The organism is Hoeflea ulvae, from assembly GCF_026619435.1.
GTDB classification, from domain to species: domain Bacteria; phylum Pseudomonadota; class Alphaproteobacteria; order Rhizobiales; family Rhizobiaceae; genus Hoeflea; species Hoeflea ulvae.
The window spans coordinates 1,444,219-1,458,050 of the sequence record NZ_JAOVZQ010000001.1; the positions used below are offsets into that span (position 1 = coordinate 1,444,219).

At 61.3% G+C, this 13,832-nt stretch carries 14 protein-coding genes; 3 read left to right on the plus strand and 11 right to left on the minus strand.

Features of this window, described 5'->3' with window-relative positions; translation table 11 throughout:
- Nucleotides 1–78: 78 nt before the first annotated feature.
- From OEG82_RS06720 to OEG82_RS06750, 7 genes are all read right to left on the minus strand, one after another.
- Nucleotides 79–1,800 (minus strand): ABC transporter substrate-binding protein, encoded by a 1,722-nt coding sequence (locus OEG82_RS06720; RefSeq protein WP_267611662.1) that lies wholly within the window; start codon nucleotides 1,798–1,800, stop codon nucleotides 79–81.
- A gap of 63 nt (nucleotides 1,801–1,863) precedes the next feature.
- The gene (locus OEG82_RS06725) at nucleotides 1,864–2,145 is read right to left on the minus strand and encodes a DUF2160 domain-containing protein (RefSeq protein WP_267611663.1); all 282 of its coding nucleotides are present in this window, start codon (nucleotides 2,143–2,145) and stop codon (nucleotides 1,864–1,866) included.
- Between the two features lie 12 nt (nucleotides 2,146–2,157).
- Nucleotides 2,158–2,988 carry a carbohydrate ABC transporter permease gene (locus OEG82_RS06730; RefSeq protein ID WP_267614886.1) on the minus strand — a complete coding sequence of 277 codons (831 nt, stop codon included), beginning with the start codon at nucleotides 2,986–2,988 and terminating at the stop codon, nucleotides 2,158–2,160.
- Nucleotides 2,989–3,055: 67 nt separating this feature from the next.
- Complete coding sequence (locus tag OEG82_RS06735; protein ID WP_267611664.1) at nucleotides 3,056–3,922, minus strand: carbohydrate ABC transporter permease; 867 nt, start codon at nucleotides 3,920–3,922, stop codon at nucleotides 3,056–3,058.
- A 1-nt stretch (nucleotide 3,923) separates the two neighbouring features.
- Nucleotides 3,924–4,994, minus strand: coding sequence for an ABC transporter ATP-binding protein (locus tag OEG82_RS06740; protein WP_267611665.1), 1,071 nt, complete (start codon nucleotides 4,992–4,994; stop codon nucleotides 3,924–3,926).
- A gap of 9 nt (nucleotides 4,995–5,003) precedes the next feature.
- Complete coding sequence (locus OEG82_RS06745) at nucleotides 5,004–6,080, minus strand: ABC transporter ATP-binding protein (RefSeq protein ID WP_267611666.1); 1,077 nt, start codon at nucleotides 6,078–6,080, stop codon at nucleotides 5,004–5,006.
- Nucleotides 6,081–6,404: 324 nt separating this feature from the next.
- A complete protein-coding gene (locus tag OEG82_RS06750; protein ID WP_267614887.1) occupies nucleotides 6,405–7,211 on the minus strand; it encodes a class I SAM-dependent methyltransferase in 807 nt (268 codons plus the stop codon).
- A gap of 110 nt (nucleotides 7,212–7,321) precedes the next feature.
- On the opposite strand from OEG82_RS06750, the gene OEG82_RS06755 reads away from it, so the two are divergent.
- Genes OEG82_RS06755 through OEG82_RS06765 form a run of 3 tightly spaced genes read left to right on the plus strand, consistent with a single transcriptional unit; the run spans nucleotide 7,322 to nucleotide 10,341 of the window.
- The gene (locus OEG82_RS06755; protein WP_267611667.1) at nucleotides 7,322–8,461 is read left to right on the plus strand and encodes an ABC transporter substrate-binding protein; all 1,140 of its coding nucleotides are present in this window, start codon (nucleotides 7,322–7,324) and stop codon (nucleotides 8,459–8,461) included.
- A 60-nt stretch (nucleotides 8,462–8,521) separates the two neighbouring features.
- A complete protein-coding gene (locus OEG82_RS06760; RefSeq protein WP_267611668.1) occupies nucleotides 8,522–9,589 on the plus strand; it encodes a FecCD family ABC transporter permease in 1,068 nt (355 codons plus the stop codon).
- On the plus strand, nucleotides 9,583–10,341 hold the full coding sequence (locus OEG82_RS06765) for an ABC transporter ATP-binding protein (RefSeq protein WP_267611669.1): 759 nt from the start codon (nucleotides 9,583–9,585) through the stop codon (nucleotides 10,339–10,341). Before OEG82_RS06760 ends, OEG82_RS06765 begins: the two co-directional genes overlap by 7 nt.
- A 19-nt stretch (nucleotides 10,342–10,360) precedes the next feature.
- On the opposite strand, the gene OEG82_RS06770 is transcribed toward OEG82_RS06765, so the two are convergent.
- Genes OEG82_RS06770 through hpaD form a run of 4 tightly spaced genes read right to left on the minus strand, consistent with a single transcriptional unit; the run spans nucleotide 10,361 to nucleotide 13,825 of the window.
- Nucleotides 10,361–11,125 carry an HpcH/HpaI aldolase/citrate lyase family protein gene (locus tag OEG82_RS06770; RefSeq protein WP_267611670.1) on the minus strand — a complete coding sequence of 255 codons (765 nt, stop codon included), beginning with the start codon at nucleotides 11,123–11,125 and terminating at the stop codon, nucleotides 10,361–10,363.
- A 9-nt stretch (nucleotides 11,126–11,134) separates the two neighbouring features.
- Nucleotides 11,135–11,935 carry a 2-oxo-hept-4-ene-1,7-dioate hydratase gene (gene hpaH / locus OEG82_RS06775; RefSeq protein WP_267611671.1) on the minus strand — a complete coding sequence of 267 codons (801 nt, stop codon included), beginning with the start codon at nucleotides 11,933–11,935 and terminating at the stop codon, nucleotides 11,135–11,137.
- Complete coding sequence (locus OEG82_RS06780) at nucleotides 11,932–12,786, minus strand: fumarylacetoacetate hydrolase family protein (protein ID WP_267611672.1); 855 nt, start codon at nucleotides 12,784–12,786, stop codon at nucleotides 11,932–11,934. Before OEG82_RS06780 ends, hpaH begins: the two co-directional genes overlap by 4 nt.
- 58 nt (nucleotides 12,787–12,844) lie before the next feature.
- Nucleotides 12,845–13,825, minus strand: coding sequence for a 3,4-dihydroxyphenylacetate 2,3-dioxygenase (hpaD, locus tag OEG82_RS06785; protein ID WP_267611673.1), 981 nt, complete (start codon nucleotides 13,823–13,825; stop codon nucleotides 12,845–12,847).
- Nucleotides 13,826–13,832: the final 7 nt, after the last annotated feature.

Below are 13,832 nucleotides of genomic sequence, written 5' to 3' on the forward strand. Positions count from 1 at the left end.
GGATCGCATCCATGCGCACGAACAGATCGGGGCCCGAAGGCCCCGATCGTCATTCAGTCGTTTCGGCGTTGGCCGAACCTACTGCCAGCTCTTGACCAGTTCGTCGTAGTTGACGGTCATCGGCTGTTCTTTTTCGTTTTCGATCTTCAGCTGTGGCGCGAGATTGCCCTTCGAGACGGCATCCGCATTCCAGTATTCCAGATCGTGCTCTTCAGCCATTTTCGGGCCGATATCGCCCTGCACACCGGCGCGTTCGAGGCGTTCCATCACCTTTTCCTGCTCGGCACACAGCGAGTCCATGGCTTCCTGGGCAGTCTTGGCGCCCGACGATGCGTCACCGATGGCCTGCCACCAGAGCTGTGCCAGCTTCGGATAGTCAGGCACGTTGGTGCCGGTTGGCGACCACTGGACGCGGGCCGGCGAACGGTAGAACTCGACCAGTCCACCGAGTTTCGGTGCGCGTTCGGTGAAGGAGTCGTGGCTGAGCGTCGACTCGCGGATGAAGGTGAGACCGACATGGCTCTTCTTCACATCGACCGTCTTGGAGGTGACGAACTGCGCATAGAGCCATGCGGCCTTGGCGCGATCCTCAGGCGTGGACTTCATCAGCGTCCACGAACCGGCGTCCTGGTAGCCGAGCTTCATGCCTTCCTTCCAGTACACACCGTGCGGTGACGGTGCGAACCGCCATTTTGGCGTGCCGTCCTCATTGACGACCGGCAGGCCTTCCTTGACAAAGTCAGCGGTGAAGGCCGTGTAGGTGAACATCTGCTGGGCAATTTCACCCTGCGACGGGACAGGTCCCGATTCACCAAAGGTCATGCCCTGGGCTGCCGCAGGCGCATATTTTTCCATCCACTCGAGATATTTCTCGATCGAATAGACTGCTGCAGGTCCGTTGGTGTCGCCGCCGCGGGCAACGCAGGAGCCGACTGGTCGCGAGTTCTCGTCGACCTTGATGCCCCATTCATCGACCGGAAGGCCGTTCGGGATGCCCTTGTCGCCATTGCCGGCCATCGACAGCCAGGCGTCGGTGAAGCGCCAGCCGAGGGAAGGGTCCTTCTTGCCGTAGTCCATGTGGCCATAGACCTTCTTGCCGTCGATTTCGCGACCGGTGAAGAATTCGGCGATGTCCTCATAGGCTGACCAGTTCACCGGTACGCCGAGATCATAGCCATATTTTTCCTTGAAGTCGGCCTTGTTCTTCTCGTCGTTGAACCAGTCGTAACGGAAGAAGTACAGGTTGGCGAACTGCTGGGTGGGAAGCTGGTAGAGCTTGCCGTCGGGCGCGGTCGTGAATGAGCGGCCGATAAAGTCCTCCACATCCAGCGTCGGGCTTGTCACCTCGGAGCCCTCATTTGCCATCCAGTCAGTCAGGTTGCGAACCTGCTGGTAGCGCCAGTGGGTGCCGATCAGGTCGGAATCGTTGACATAGGCGTCATAGATGTTCTCGCCCGACTGCATCTGCGTCTGCAGCTTTTCAACCACATCGCCTTCGCCGATCAGGTCGTGGGTAACCTTGATGCCGGTGATTGCGGTAAAGGCCGGCGCCAGCACCTTGGATTCATATTCATGCGTGGTGATGGTTTCCGAAACCACCTTGATGTCCATGCCGGCGAATGGCTGGGCTGCGTCGACGAACCATTGCATCTCGGCTTCCTGGGCAGCCCGGTCGAGCGTCGACATGTCGCCGATTTCCGCATCGAGGAAGCTCGTGGCTTCTTCCATCCCGGCATAGGCGACTCCGGCGCTGAACATGAGCGCCATTGCTGCTGTTGATAACAGTAGATGTTTCCGCATTACAGTTTCCTCCCGACTTGCGAAAACGGAGGCGGCGGTATTGCCGCATCCGGTAGTCAAACCCTAGACAAAGCGGAACACGCCGATGGCGTAGACCACGGACAGGGCAAGAGCCCACCACAGGTTCGGACCGACTAGTCCGAGCCAGGCGAGATTGATGAAGGCCGAACCCAAGAGCGAGACGAACAGACGGTCGCCGCGCGTGGTTTCAAAGCGCAGGATTCCGACCCGCGGCGATCCGCCGGGGACAAAATACTCCCACACCCCCATGCCGATGAGCAGCATGAGAATGACGAGAAAGAAGATCGCCGTCGGTCCGGTCCAGGCCATCCATGACAGATCCATAGCTTGGCCTCCTCAGACCCGGCCCAGGGCAAAGCCCTTGGCGATGTAGTTGCGGACAAACCAGATCACCAGCGCGCCCGGGATGATGGTCAGCACGCCGGCTGCTGCCAGCACGCCCCAGTCGAGCCCCGACGCCGAGACCGTGCGGGTCATGGTGGCGGCAATCGGCTTGGCGTCGGTGACGGTCAGCGTGCGCGCGATCAGCAGTTCGACCCATGAGAACATGAAGCAGAAGAACGCCGCCACGCCGATGCCGCTCGCAATCAGCGGCATGAAGATCTTGACGAAGAATTTCGGGAACGAGTAGCCGTCGATATAGGCGGTCTCGTCGATCTCCTTGGGCACGCCGGACATGAAGCCCTCAAGGATCCACACGGCCAGCGGCACGTTGAACAGGCAATGCGCGATCGCCACCGCGATATGGGTGTCGATCAGGCCGAAGGCGGAATAGAGCTGGAAGAACGGCAGCGCGAACACGGCAGGCGGCGCCATGCGGTTGGTGAGCAGCCAGAAGAACAGGTGCTTGTCGCCCAGGAACCGGTAGCGCGAGAACGCGTAAGCGGCGGGCAGCGCCACCGCCACCGCAATCACCATGTTCATCACCACATAGATGATCGAATTGATGTAGCCGCTATACCAGGACGGGTCGGTGAAGATGACCTTGTAATTGGCAATCGTCGGATCGCGCGGCCAAAGCGAGAAGGCCCCGAGGATTTCGGCATTGGTCTTGAAGCTCATATTGATGAGCCAGTAGATCGGCAACATCAGCAAGAAGATGTAGATCACCGGGACCAGGAAGGAAAAGCGCGCTATCGCATTGGACCGCCGCGTCCGCCGTGCCATGGCGGCGGTGGCGTCGAGACTGGTCTGCGAGGCGGCATTGTCGGACATCGTCATGGTGCGCGCTCCCTCAGCCCTTGGCGTCGTTGGTGATCATCACGGTGTAGAACACCCATGACAGCAGCAGGATGATCAGGAAGTAGATCAGGCTCATCGCCGCGGCCGGGCCGACATCGAACTGACCGATGGCTGTCTTGACCAGGTCGATCGACAGGAAGGTGGTGGCGTTGCCCGGTCCACCGCCGGTGACCACGAAGGGCTCGGTGTAGATCATGAAGGAGTCCATGAATCTCAGCAGCACCGCGATCAGCAGCACCCGGTTCATCTTCGGCAGCTGAATATAGCGGAACACCGACCAGCGCGAGGCGCCGTCGATCTTGGCCGCCTGGTAATAGGCGTCGGGGATCGAGACGAGGCCAGCATAGCACAACAGCACCACCAGGCTGGTCCAGTGCCAGACATCCATGATGATCACCGTTACCCAGGCGTCGAACGGATCGCTGACATAATTATAGTCAAAGCCCATCGCGTTGAGCGTGTAGCCGAGCAGGCCGATATCGACCCGGCCGAACACCTGCCAAATGGTGCCGACCACGTTCCACGGGATCAGCAGCGGCAGCGACATGAACACCAGGCAGAACGGCACGCCGAGTCCTTTTTTCGGCATATTGAGCGCGATGAAGATGCCAAGCGGAACCTCGATCAGCAAGATGATGCCTGAAAACGCCAGGTTGCGCAAAAGCGCGTCATGGAAGCGGGCAGACGCAAGCACATCGGAAAACCAGTCGGTGCCGGCCCAGAAGAACTGGTTGTTGCCGAAAGTGTCCTGCACGGAATAGTTCACAACCGTCATCAGCGGGATCACGGCCGAGAATGCCACCAGGAGCAGCATCGGCAACACCATGAACCAGGCCTTGTTGTTCCAGGTCTTGTCCATCTCAGCCTCCCAGCTTTACGCGCCAGTCGTCGGCGTAAATGTTGATTCCGGCGGGGTCGAAGGTGACATGCGGATCTGCGGGCACGGATAAATCCTCATCCAGCACGATCGCCAGCTCATGTCCCTCGATCATGGCGCGGACGATCTTGTGCCGCCCGATGTCCTCGACCATGCGCACGCTGACGGGCATGCCCTCGGTTCCCAGATGCACGAATTCGGGGCGGATGCCCAGCTCGGTGCGCTTGCCATCGGTCAGGTTAGCTGCACCGGGCAGGGTGATAGACTGCTGGCCCAGTTGCGCCCGGGCGCCATCAAGCGCCACCGGCAGCACATTCATGCCCGGCGAGCCGATGAAATAGCCGACGAAGGTGTGGCTCGGGCGTTCGAACAGTTCCTGCGGCGTGCCGATCTGGACGATCTCGCCGCCATACATCACCACCACCTTGTCGGCAAAGGTCAGCGCCTCCGTCTGGTCATGGGTGACATAGACCATGGTGTGGCCGAAGCGGCGGTGCAAAAGCTTGAGCTGCGAGCGCAGCTGCCATTTCATGTGCGGATCGATCACCGTCAGCGGCTCGTCGAACAGGATGGCGTTGACATCGGCGCGGACAAGGCCGCGGCCTAGCGAGATCTTCTGCTTGAGATCCGCCGTCAGACCGCGCGCCTTGCGGCCCGCGATGTCGACGAGGTCGATCATCTCCAGCACTTCGGCAACGCGGGCCTGAACCTGGGCTTCGGCCATACCGCGATTGCGCAACGGGAAGGCGAGATTGTCGGCGACCGTCATGGTGTCGTAGACGACCGGGAACTGGAACACCTGGGCGATGTTGCGTTCTTCCGGCTGCAGTCCGGTGACGTCCTTGCCGTCAAACAGGATCTTGCCTTCCGACGGTGTCAGCAGGCCTGAAATGATGTTGAGCAGCGTGGTCTTGCCGCAGCCCGAAGGCCCGAGCAGCGCATAGGCGCCGCCATCGTCCCAGGAATGATGCACCTCGCGCAGCGCGTAATCCTCGTCGCTGGACGGGTTGGCCATGTAGGCGTGGCGGATATGGTCGAGATCAATGCGGGCCATGGTCTGTCCTCATGCTCCCGATGTCTGGGCGCGAACGGTGCGCCCGTCGCGGTCGAACACCAGCAGGTGCGCCGTATCGAGATGCACCTCCATCATCTCGCCCGCGTCGATGTCGTGAATGCCCTTGGTCAGCATCACCCAGCGCTGGTCTTCGTGAATGAGATGGACATAGCTTTCCGAGCCGGTGATTTCGGTGACCATCACCTCGGCAGACAGCGGCGTGGTGCCGGCACCGGCTACGGGGGACAGGTTGTGCGACCGGAAACCGAGCGTGCAGGGCCCGTCGGCGAGATGCGAAAGGCCAGGGGGAACCGGGATGTCCTTCACGCCCTGCTTGACGAATCTGTCCTGCGTCTTCTGCATCGGCAGCAGGTTCATTGGCGGATCGGAAAATGTCTGGGCGGTTACCAGGTTGACCGGGTCGCGGAACACATCGACCGTCGGGCCGAACTGGGTGATGCGGCCTTCGCTCAGCGTCGCCGTATCACCGCCCAAAAGCAGCGCTTCGGAGGGTTCGGTGGTGGCGTAAACGAAAATGGCGCCGGATTCGGAGAAGATCTTTGGCAGTTCGGCGCGCAGTTCCTCGCGCAATTTGTAGTCGAGATTGGCGAGCGGCTCGTCGAGCAAAACAAGTCCGGCCTTCTTGACGATGGCGCGCGCCAGTGCGGTGCGCTGCTGCTGGCCGCCCGACAGGTTGAGCGGCGTGCGCTGCAGATAGGGCCCGAGCCTGAGCAGTTCGGCAGCGCGTGCAACCTCGCGCTCGATCGTCGCCTTGTCGGCGCCGGAGATGCGAAGCGGCGAGGCAATGTTTTCATAGACCGTCATCGCCGGGTAATTGATGAACTGCTGGTAGACCATGGCAACATTGCGCTTCTGCACCGCCAGTCCGGTCACATCTTCACCGTCGCTGAGCACGCGTCCGCGGGTCGGGCGGTCGAGGCCGGCCATGATCCGCATCAGGCTGGTCTTGCCCGACAGGGTCGGCCCCAGCAGCACGTTCAGCGAACCGCTTTCCAGCCGCAGCGACACGTCACTGATGTGCGCTTCCCCGTTGGAGATCTTGGAGACATTGTCCAGTTCCAGCATGTAGAAGAAGCCCTCCCAAGCCTCGCCTCCAGAGTGCGGATCGGTCGCGTCAGAACAGCCGCTGCCAATGCTCGCCGCAGATGAAAATCTTCCCTGCGCATCCGATAACGGTGAAGATAAAAGGAACCTTAACCGAATGTCAAACGAAAACAAGTGAAACCAAAACAGGGGATGTATACCGCCTGACGCCCTGGTTCCAGCCGCCGTGCAACAGCACCGCAACCTGCAACTTTAGCATGCGGCATCCGTTGCCCGGGTGCAAGAGCGGCTCGACATCCAAGCTGTGACAGGGCTGGCTGGGCGAAGGCGGAAAGGCGCCCGTGGTTACACCTTGCCTGCCGGTTTGCTGGCGCAGATCGCATAGCGGTGCTGGGTGGCGCGCTCGATGCGCTTGAGAAACGGAAAATTGTTTTTCTGCGCCCTGTGAATGGCGCGCATATCGGTGTCGATGACAATGTTCTCGAAGCCGGCCCGAGCCAGCAGCGCCACCACGGCTTCGGCGCGGGCGCCGCCGGAGAAATAGACCCGTGACAGGATGGAGTTGTGGGTTTCCATCATCGTTGCCGGTTGCGCGTTTCCGCTTGCGCCGGGACGCAAGCGGGCGATGGCGCGGGCAACTGCGTTGGCGAGCCGGGCCGGAAGCCCCGAATTGACGAAATCCCCGTCGACGATCAGCAATTGACCACCTGGCTTGAGCACCCGCAGCCATTCGGCAAACGCCGCCTCGGGATCGACAAGCGTCCAGACCAGATGCCGGTTGGTGATCACATCATAGCTGTTGTCAGGTTCCATGGTCTTTTCGGCGTCGCCCATCAGGAAGCGCAGCGGGCGTTCGCGCAGCCTCGCCTTGGCGCGGGCCCGTGCCAGCATCGGCTCGGCCCAGTCCATGCCGGTCACCTCGAAGCCGAGATCGTCGAGAAGATGCGCCACCACGCCGGTTCCCGAGGCGAGATCGAGCACGCGCCGCTGTTCGCCGGGGCCGAGATGGCGGATGATCAGCTGGTGCCAGGCGGCCCGTTCTGGTTCCGAAAAGATCTCGTGGCCGGGCTGGCTGTCAAAGCTTTCGGCACGCAACGACCAATAGGCCTTGATCTCGTCTCTCAGCCCGTAATTTTGCGACATGCCCGACATATCCACGTTCCGGTCTCCGATTGTGCTTGGAACGCTTCTAAAAGATAAAACTTGACTGGGAAAGTCATAATATCATAATCCACATCCGAGACAAGATTGCTGGAGACAACATGTTTATTTTCAAGAAGGTGGCATTCGCCGCCACGATTTCGCTTGCGCTTTTTTCCGCCGATGTCATGGCCGGCGAGACCGTCACGATCACCGATATCACCGGTCGCGAGGTCGAAGTCAGCGTGCCGGTGGAGCGTGTCATTCTCGGTGAAGGCCGCCAGATCTACTTTGTTGCAGCCCTGGATACCGAGGCGCCATTCAAGCGCGTTGTCGGCTGGCGCGACGATTTCAGAAAGGCCGATCTCGACGGCTACAACGAATATCTCGAGACATTCCCGCAGATGGACGACATTCCGACCTTTGGCGGCATGAAGGACGGCACGTTCAATCTCGAGCAGGCCATCGAGCTCAATCCCGACGTCATCATCATGAACACCGAAGCCAAATCCGCCACCCAGGAAAGCGGCTATATCGAAAAGCTCGCCAAGGTCGGCATCCCGCTGGTCTATATCGATTTCCGTGAAAAGCCGATCGCCCACACCGACCAGTCGATGCGCATCATCGGCAAGCTGCTCGGCAAGGAAGCCCGCGCCGAGGACTTCGTCGAATTCCGCCAGCAGCAGATGGCCAGGGTGACGGATGTGCTCGACAAGGTCGAGAATCTTGAAAAACCGCTGGTCTTCGTCGAACGCGCCGGTGGGTACAGCGATGATTGCTGCATGTCGTTCGGCAACGAGAATTTCGGCAAGATGGTGGAGATGGCCGGCGGCGAAAACATGGCCGGGGACATTATTCCGGGCACCTTCGGCACGGTCAATCCCGAGCAGATCATCGCATCTGATCCGGACCAGATCGTCATCACCGGCGCCAACTGGGAAAACTATGTCCCGAGCGGCAACTGGGTCGGCCTGGGCGCCGGCGCGGACAATGCTGAATCCGAGCGCAAGCTCAAGGTGCTTATGCAGCGCCCGGCCTTCACCGGCGTCAAGGCGGTCAAGGACGGCAATGTGCACGGTATCTGGCACCAGTTCTACAACAGCCCCTACCAGTTCATCGCTGTCCAGCAGCTCGCCAAGTGGCTGCATCCGGACCTGTTCCAGGAACTTGATCCGAGCCAGACATTTGCCGATCTGCACGAGAAGTTTCTGCCGGTCGAATACCGTCCGGGCTATTTCGCCTCGCTCAACCCGGCACAGTGATGCCGATTGTTTCTCCGGCGGTTCTGCCGCCGTAGATTTCTGTTTGAACCGGATTTTCCCATGACCCTGGCCAGCCAGACCCTCCCCGAGATCCGTGGCGGACACCGGTACCGCGCGCTGGCCGCACGGCGGATCCTGCTGATCGCCGGTCTCGTGGCGGCACTTGTCGTCAGTGTGGCCACCGACATGGCGCTCGGCCCGGCCAATTACAGCCTTGGCGAAGTCGTCACCGCCGTGTTGTGGCCTTCCAGCGTCGATATCCAGCTGCAGGTGGTGATCTGGGATATCCGCATGCCGATCGCGATGATGGCGGTCACCGTCGGCGCCTGCCTGTCGCTCGCCGGCGCGCAGATGCAGACCATTCTCGCCAACCCGCTGGCCAGTCCGTTCACCCTGGGAATATCGGCTGCCGCCGGCTTCGGCGCAGCCCTCGGGCTGGTGGCGGGGGTCGCCATTTTCCCGGCCGCGGTTCAGTACATGGTGCCGCTCAATGCCTTTTTCATGGCGATGCTGGCGTCGTTGTTCATCTATGGCGTGTCCACCATGCGCGGCGTCAATGTCGAAACCATCGTGCTGCTTGGCATCGCACTAGTCTTCACCTTCAATGCGCTGTTGGCGCTGCTGCAATATCTGGCCTCAGAACAGGCTCTGGCCGCCGTCATCTTCTGGACCATGGGAAGTCTCACCAAGGCCACCTGGGCCAAGGTCTGGATCACCGGCGGCGTGCTTGTTTTCTGCGCTCCGCTGTTTGCGCGCAATGCCTGGGCGCTGACCGCCTTGCGGCTCGGCGACGACAAGGCGGCCAGCATGGGGGTCAATATTCGCCGGTTGCGGCTCGAAACCTTGCTGCTGGTCAGCCTTCTCGCCGCCATTCCCGTTGCCTTTGTCGGCACGATCGGTTTCATCGGCCTCGTCGGGCCGCATATCGCCCGCATGCTGGTCGGCGAAGACCAGCGCTTCTACCTGCCGGCCTCGGTGATCTGCGGTGCGCTGATGCTCTCGGTCACCTCAGTGGTCAGCAAGATGATCATTCCCGGCGCCATCCTGCCCATCGGTGTGATCACCGCACTGGTTGGCGTGCCGTTCTTCTTCTCGCTGATCTTCACCAATCGGCGGCGGTCATGGTGAACCTGACGCTCAACGGCATTGGCGCCCGCTATGGCAAGCGCGTGGTGCTCTCCGATGTCAATTCCGGCCTGCTTGTCAGCGGAGAGCTGACGGCGGTCATCGGGCCCAATGCGGCCGGCAAGTCGACCCTGTTCAAGCGCGTCGCCGATCTGATCGGAGGCGCCGGTGTGGTCGAGGTCAGCGGCGCGGAGGCCGCCAGCGGCCGTATCTGCTACATGCCGCAGGACACCGGCGTCAACGCGGTGCTGACAGTCTATGAATCGGTGCTGCTGGCCGCCAAGCAGGGCGGCAACTGGCGCGTCTCGGACGAACAGTTGGCCGATATCGACGAGACGCTGGATGCGCTGCGGATCACCGAGCTTGCCTTCCGCCACCTGTCGGAATTATCCGGCGGCCAGCGCCAGCTGGTGTCGATCGCCCAGGCGCTGGTGCGCAAGCCCGGCGTGCTGCTGATGGACGAGCCGACCTCGGCGCTGGACCTGTCGCGGCAGATCGAGGTGCTGGCCCTGATCCGCGACCTCGCGGTGCGCATGGACATGACCGTGCTGATCGCCCTGCATGATCTCAACCATGCGCTGCGCTATTGCGACAACGTCATCGTCATCGCCGATGGAGCCATGGTGGCCAGCGGGCCGGTGGCATCGGTGATCACCGAAGATCTTCTGCGCGAGGTCTATCACGTCGATGCCCGCATCGAGAACTGCTCACGCGGGCTGGCCTATGTCATCGTCGACGGCACCATAGGCATCTGAGCGGCTGCACTCAGAAAGCCTACTTGAACTTCCTGGCGAGCGCACGCATGGCGCCGGCAAACAGCGTGACATCGATACCGACACCGAGGAAATTGGCGCCGGCATCGCGGCAATCGGCGATATAGTCGGGGTCCAGGGTCAACACGCCGGCGATCTTGCCGGCGGCGCGAATGCGTCCGAGCGCATCGAGCACCGCAGCCTTGACGACAGGTTCGGACGGATTGCCGATATATCCCATGTCAGCGGCCAGGTCGGCGGGTCCGATGAACACGCCGTCGACACCGTCGATCTTGAGAATGCCGTCCAGCGCTGCAAGTCCGGCGCGGCTTTCGACCTGCGTGATCAGGCAGATCTGATCGTCGGCGGTGGTCAGATAATCCGGGATGGCGGAAAATTTCGAGGCGCGGGCGAGAGCGGAGCCGACCCCGCGGAAGCCAAGCGGAGGGTAACGGGTGGCGCGGAAGATCTGCTCGGCTTGCGCGGCACTTTCAACCATCGGAATCAGCAGCGTCTGCGCACCGATATCCAGCGCCTGCTTGATCTTTGCCGGATTGTCATCGGGCAGGCGGACCACCGCCGCCGAGCCGCCGGCTTCAAGCACTGCCAGTTGGGTGGCCATCGAGCGGATGTCATTGGGCGCGTGCTCGCCGTCGATCAGCAACCAGTCGAAGCCCGCCGTTGCCGAGATTTCCGCCAGATAGGGCTCCGCCATGCCGAGCCAGCACCCGATCAGGGTTTCACCGGCCTGGAGGCGGCGCTTGAGAGTGTTTTCAGGAGCTGGCATGGGAAATCCTTAGCTGAATGAGACGGAAACCGACCCGAATGCACCGAAATCGGCTTCAAAGGTCGAGCCTGATGGTGCCTCGATCGGGCGGATAAATGAACCGGACAGGACTATGTCACCGGCGGACAGGCCGCCGCCATATTGCGCGAGACGATGAACCAGCCACAGGATACCCGTCACCGGATCATTGAGGACCCCGGCGCCGAGGCCGGTTTCTTCGACAATGCCGTCGCGCTTGACGATGGCGCCGACCCAGCGCAGATCGAACGCGTCAATGGCGTGACGTTCCTTACCCAGGACTATACCCGCATTGGCGGCGTTGTCGGAAATGGTATCGGTGATGATCCGCGCCTTTCCGGTCTCGGGATCTGCTCGCAGGATTCGCGTGTCGAGAATTTCGAGCGACGGGGCGACGTGAACCGTGGCTGCCAGAACATCCTCGCGGGTGACATGTTTGCCGGCAAGGTCGCTCTTCATGATGAAGGCAATCTCGGCCTCGACGCGCGGCTGGATGAAGCGGCCTGCAGGGATCGTTGCACCATCGGCAAACAGCATGTCCTCAAGCAGCACGCCGCTGTCGGGCGTGGTAATGTTGAGTGCCTGCTGCATGGCGCGGCTGGTGAGACCGATCTTCCAGCCGATGACGCCGAGACCGGCAGCGCGCTTCCTGGCTACAAGAGCCGATTGAACCGCATAGGCATCGTCCAGAGTCATGCCGGGATAGGCAAGGCTCAGCAGGCCGCATTGGATGCCGGTCTTCTCGGCCTCGAACAGGCGGCTCGCTGCTTCTGCAATCTGCTCGGGCGTCATTCGTCCACCACTCCGTTGCGCAAGATGCCGATACCGTCGGCCTCGATCTCGATCTCATCGCCGGGAACCAGCCAGACGGGCGGATCGAAGCGGGCGCCGGCGCCGGTCGGCGTTCCGGTGACAATGATGTCGCCCGGAACCAGCGTGGTGAAAGTCGAGATATAGGCGATCTGCCGCGCCACCGGAAACAGCATCCGCCCGGTGCGGTCGTCCTGGCGGGTGTCACCGTTGACGCGGGTCTGCAGATGCACATCGGCAATCTGGCTCGGATCGGTAAATGGCACCAGCCAAGGGCCCATGGCGCCGGAGCCGTCCCAGTTCTTGCCCTGGGTGACGTTGAATTTTGCATGCCGCACCCAGTCACGCAGCGTGCCCTCGTTGCAAAGCGTCAGCCCGGCAATGTGGGACAGGGCCTCTGCTTCCGGAATCCGGCGGCCGCCCTTGCCGATGACGATGGCGATTTCGCCTTCATAATCGAGCTGCGGGGTTTCGGGCGGCCGGGTCAGCGGCGTCTCATGGCCGACAAAGGAGCGCGGGAAACGGATGAACAGGCTCATGTTCGGCGGCGCGTCCTGGCCGTCCTTGTATTCGGCATTGCGGTCGGGGAAATTGACGCCGACGCAGATGATCTTTTCAGGATCGGGCACCGGGATATCCCAGCGGAATGTCCCCTCGGCATGGGTGACGGGCCGGCCGATGGCGGCATCCAGCACGGTTTGAACCGCACCGGCTTCGATGACATTGCGTAAGCTTTTCCACTTCGGAAAATCCGGTGACAACGCGATCATGCCGTTTGACGCGACGACGCCCCAGAATTGCTGATCGGCGGCGGTGAATGTGGCCAGTTTCATCGGCTTCTCCCATAAAGGTCCGGGTTGATCCGGAGGAATTCAGGCGGTCAAGCCAAGTTCACGGCGCAATGATCGGCTGCGCTTTCATATCGCTTTCCACCAGCTCGGCGCCTTCGAATTCGGAGCCCAACTCGAACCAGCTGCGTGGCGCCGGCGCGCCCCAGAGCGTCTGCCGCTGGGGATCCTTGAGGTCCCATTTGATCGGCTCGTGATCGGGGTCGATGGTCTGGTAATCCGAGCAATAGATCTCGGTGCGATGGCCGTCCTTGTCGCGGATATAAAGGAAGAAGGCATTCGAGATCCCGTGACGGCCAGGGCCGCGCTCGACATTGCTGACATAGCCCGTGGTCGACATCAGATCGAGCAGATCGATGATGTTGAGCGGGGTCGGTACCCAGAACGCCGTGTGGTGCAGCCGGGGACCGGTGCCATTGGTAAAGGCGATATCATGAACGCCGCCCTTGCGGTGCATCCATGCAGCCCAGCTGCGGCCGGTTTCTGCGTCTTCGGTATATTCGGTGACGCGAAAACCGATGTCGCCATAGAACTTGATGCTTTCATCGACATTGGAGGAAAACAGGTTGAAGTGGTCGATCCTGAGCGGTTTGACGCCGCGGTAGAGCTTGTATTTCTGGTGCACCGGTTCGAGCCGGTCCATCTTTGCGTAGAACTCAAGTGGAACGCCAAAGGGATCACGGGTGGCCAGCACCCGTCCCATGAACGGTCGTTCGATCCAGGAGGTGGGAAGGCTGCGTGACTTGAACCAGCTTTCAGCCTTGTCGAGATCTTCCTCGCTCCAGACCTTGAAGCCGAGCACACCGACAGACGGCTGTGCCGCCTTTTTCAGGATCATGCAATGGTGGCCGCGTTCTTCCATCGCGCGCAGATAGATCGTCTCGGCATCTTCGTGGGTGACCTGCAGGCCCAGCGTATCGACGTAAAATCCGCGCGACCAGGCGAGATCGGTGACACGCAGCTCGGTATGGCTGAGCCGGACGATGTTGAAGGGCGGGGTCAGATTGTGTGCGGGAATCGGCATGATCTCT

Excerpts from the sequence above, each read along its gene's own strand:
- OEG82_RS06730 (WP_267614886.1), bottom strand. The coding sequence starts at position 2,988 with ATGGCACGGCGGACGCGGCGGTCCAATGCGATAGCGCGCTTTTCCTTC.
- OEG82_RS06780 (WP_267611672.1), bottom strand. The coding sequence starts at position 12,786 with ATGAAACTGGCCACATTCACCGCCGCCGATCAGCAATTCTGGGGCGTC.
- OEG82_RS06725 (WP_267611663.1), bottom strand. The coding sequence starts at position 2,145 with ATGGATCTGTCATGGATGGCCTGGACCGGACCGACGGCGATCTTCTTT.
- OEG82_RS06720 (WP_267611662.1), bottom strand. The coding sequence starts at position 1,800 with ATGCGGAAACATCTACTGTTATCAACAGCAGCAATGGCGCTCATGTTC.
- OEG82_RS06745 (WP_267611666.1), bottom strand. The coding sequence starts at position 6,080 with ATGCTGGAACTGGACAATGTCTCCAAGATCTCCAACGGGGAAGCGCAC.
- OEG82_RS06760 (WP_267611668.1), top strand. The coding sequence starts at position 8,522 with ATGACCCTGGCCAGCCAGACCCTCCCCGAGATCCGTGGCGGACACCGG.
- OEG82_RS06735 (WP_267611664.1), bottom strand. The coding sequence starts at position 3,922 with ATGGACAAGACCTGGAACAACAAGGCCTGGTTCATGGTGTTGCCGATG.
- OEG82_RS06770 (WP_267611670.1), bottom strand. The coding sequence starts at position 11,125 with ATGCCAGCTCCTGAAAACACTCTCAAGCGCCGCCTCCAGGCCGGTGAA.
- hpaD (WP_267611673.1), bottom strand. The coding sequence starts at position 13,825 with ATGCCGATTCCCGCACACAATCTGACCCCGCCCTTCAACATCGTCCGG.
- OEG82_RS06740 (WP_267611665.1), bottom strand. The coding sequence starts at position 4,994 with ATGGCCCGCATTGATCTCGACCATATCCGCCACGCCTACATGGCCAAC.
- OEG82_RS06765 (WP_267611669.1), top strand. The coding sequence starts at position 9,583 with ATGGTGAACCTGACGCTCAACGGCATTGGCGCCCGCTATGGCAAGCGC.
- OEG82_RS06755 (WP_267611667.1), top strand. The coding sequence starts at position 7,322 with ATGTTTATTTTCAAGAAGGTGGCATTCGCCGCCACGATTTCGCTTGCG.
- OEG82_RS06750 (WP_267614887.1), bottom strand. The coding sequence starts at position 7,211 with ATGTCGGGCATGTCGCAAAATTACGGGCTGAGAGACGAGATCAAGGCC.
- hpaH (WP_267611671.1), bottom strand. The coding sequence starts at position 11,935 with ATGACGCCCGAGCAGATTGCAGAAGCAGCGAGCCGCCTGTTCGAGGCC.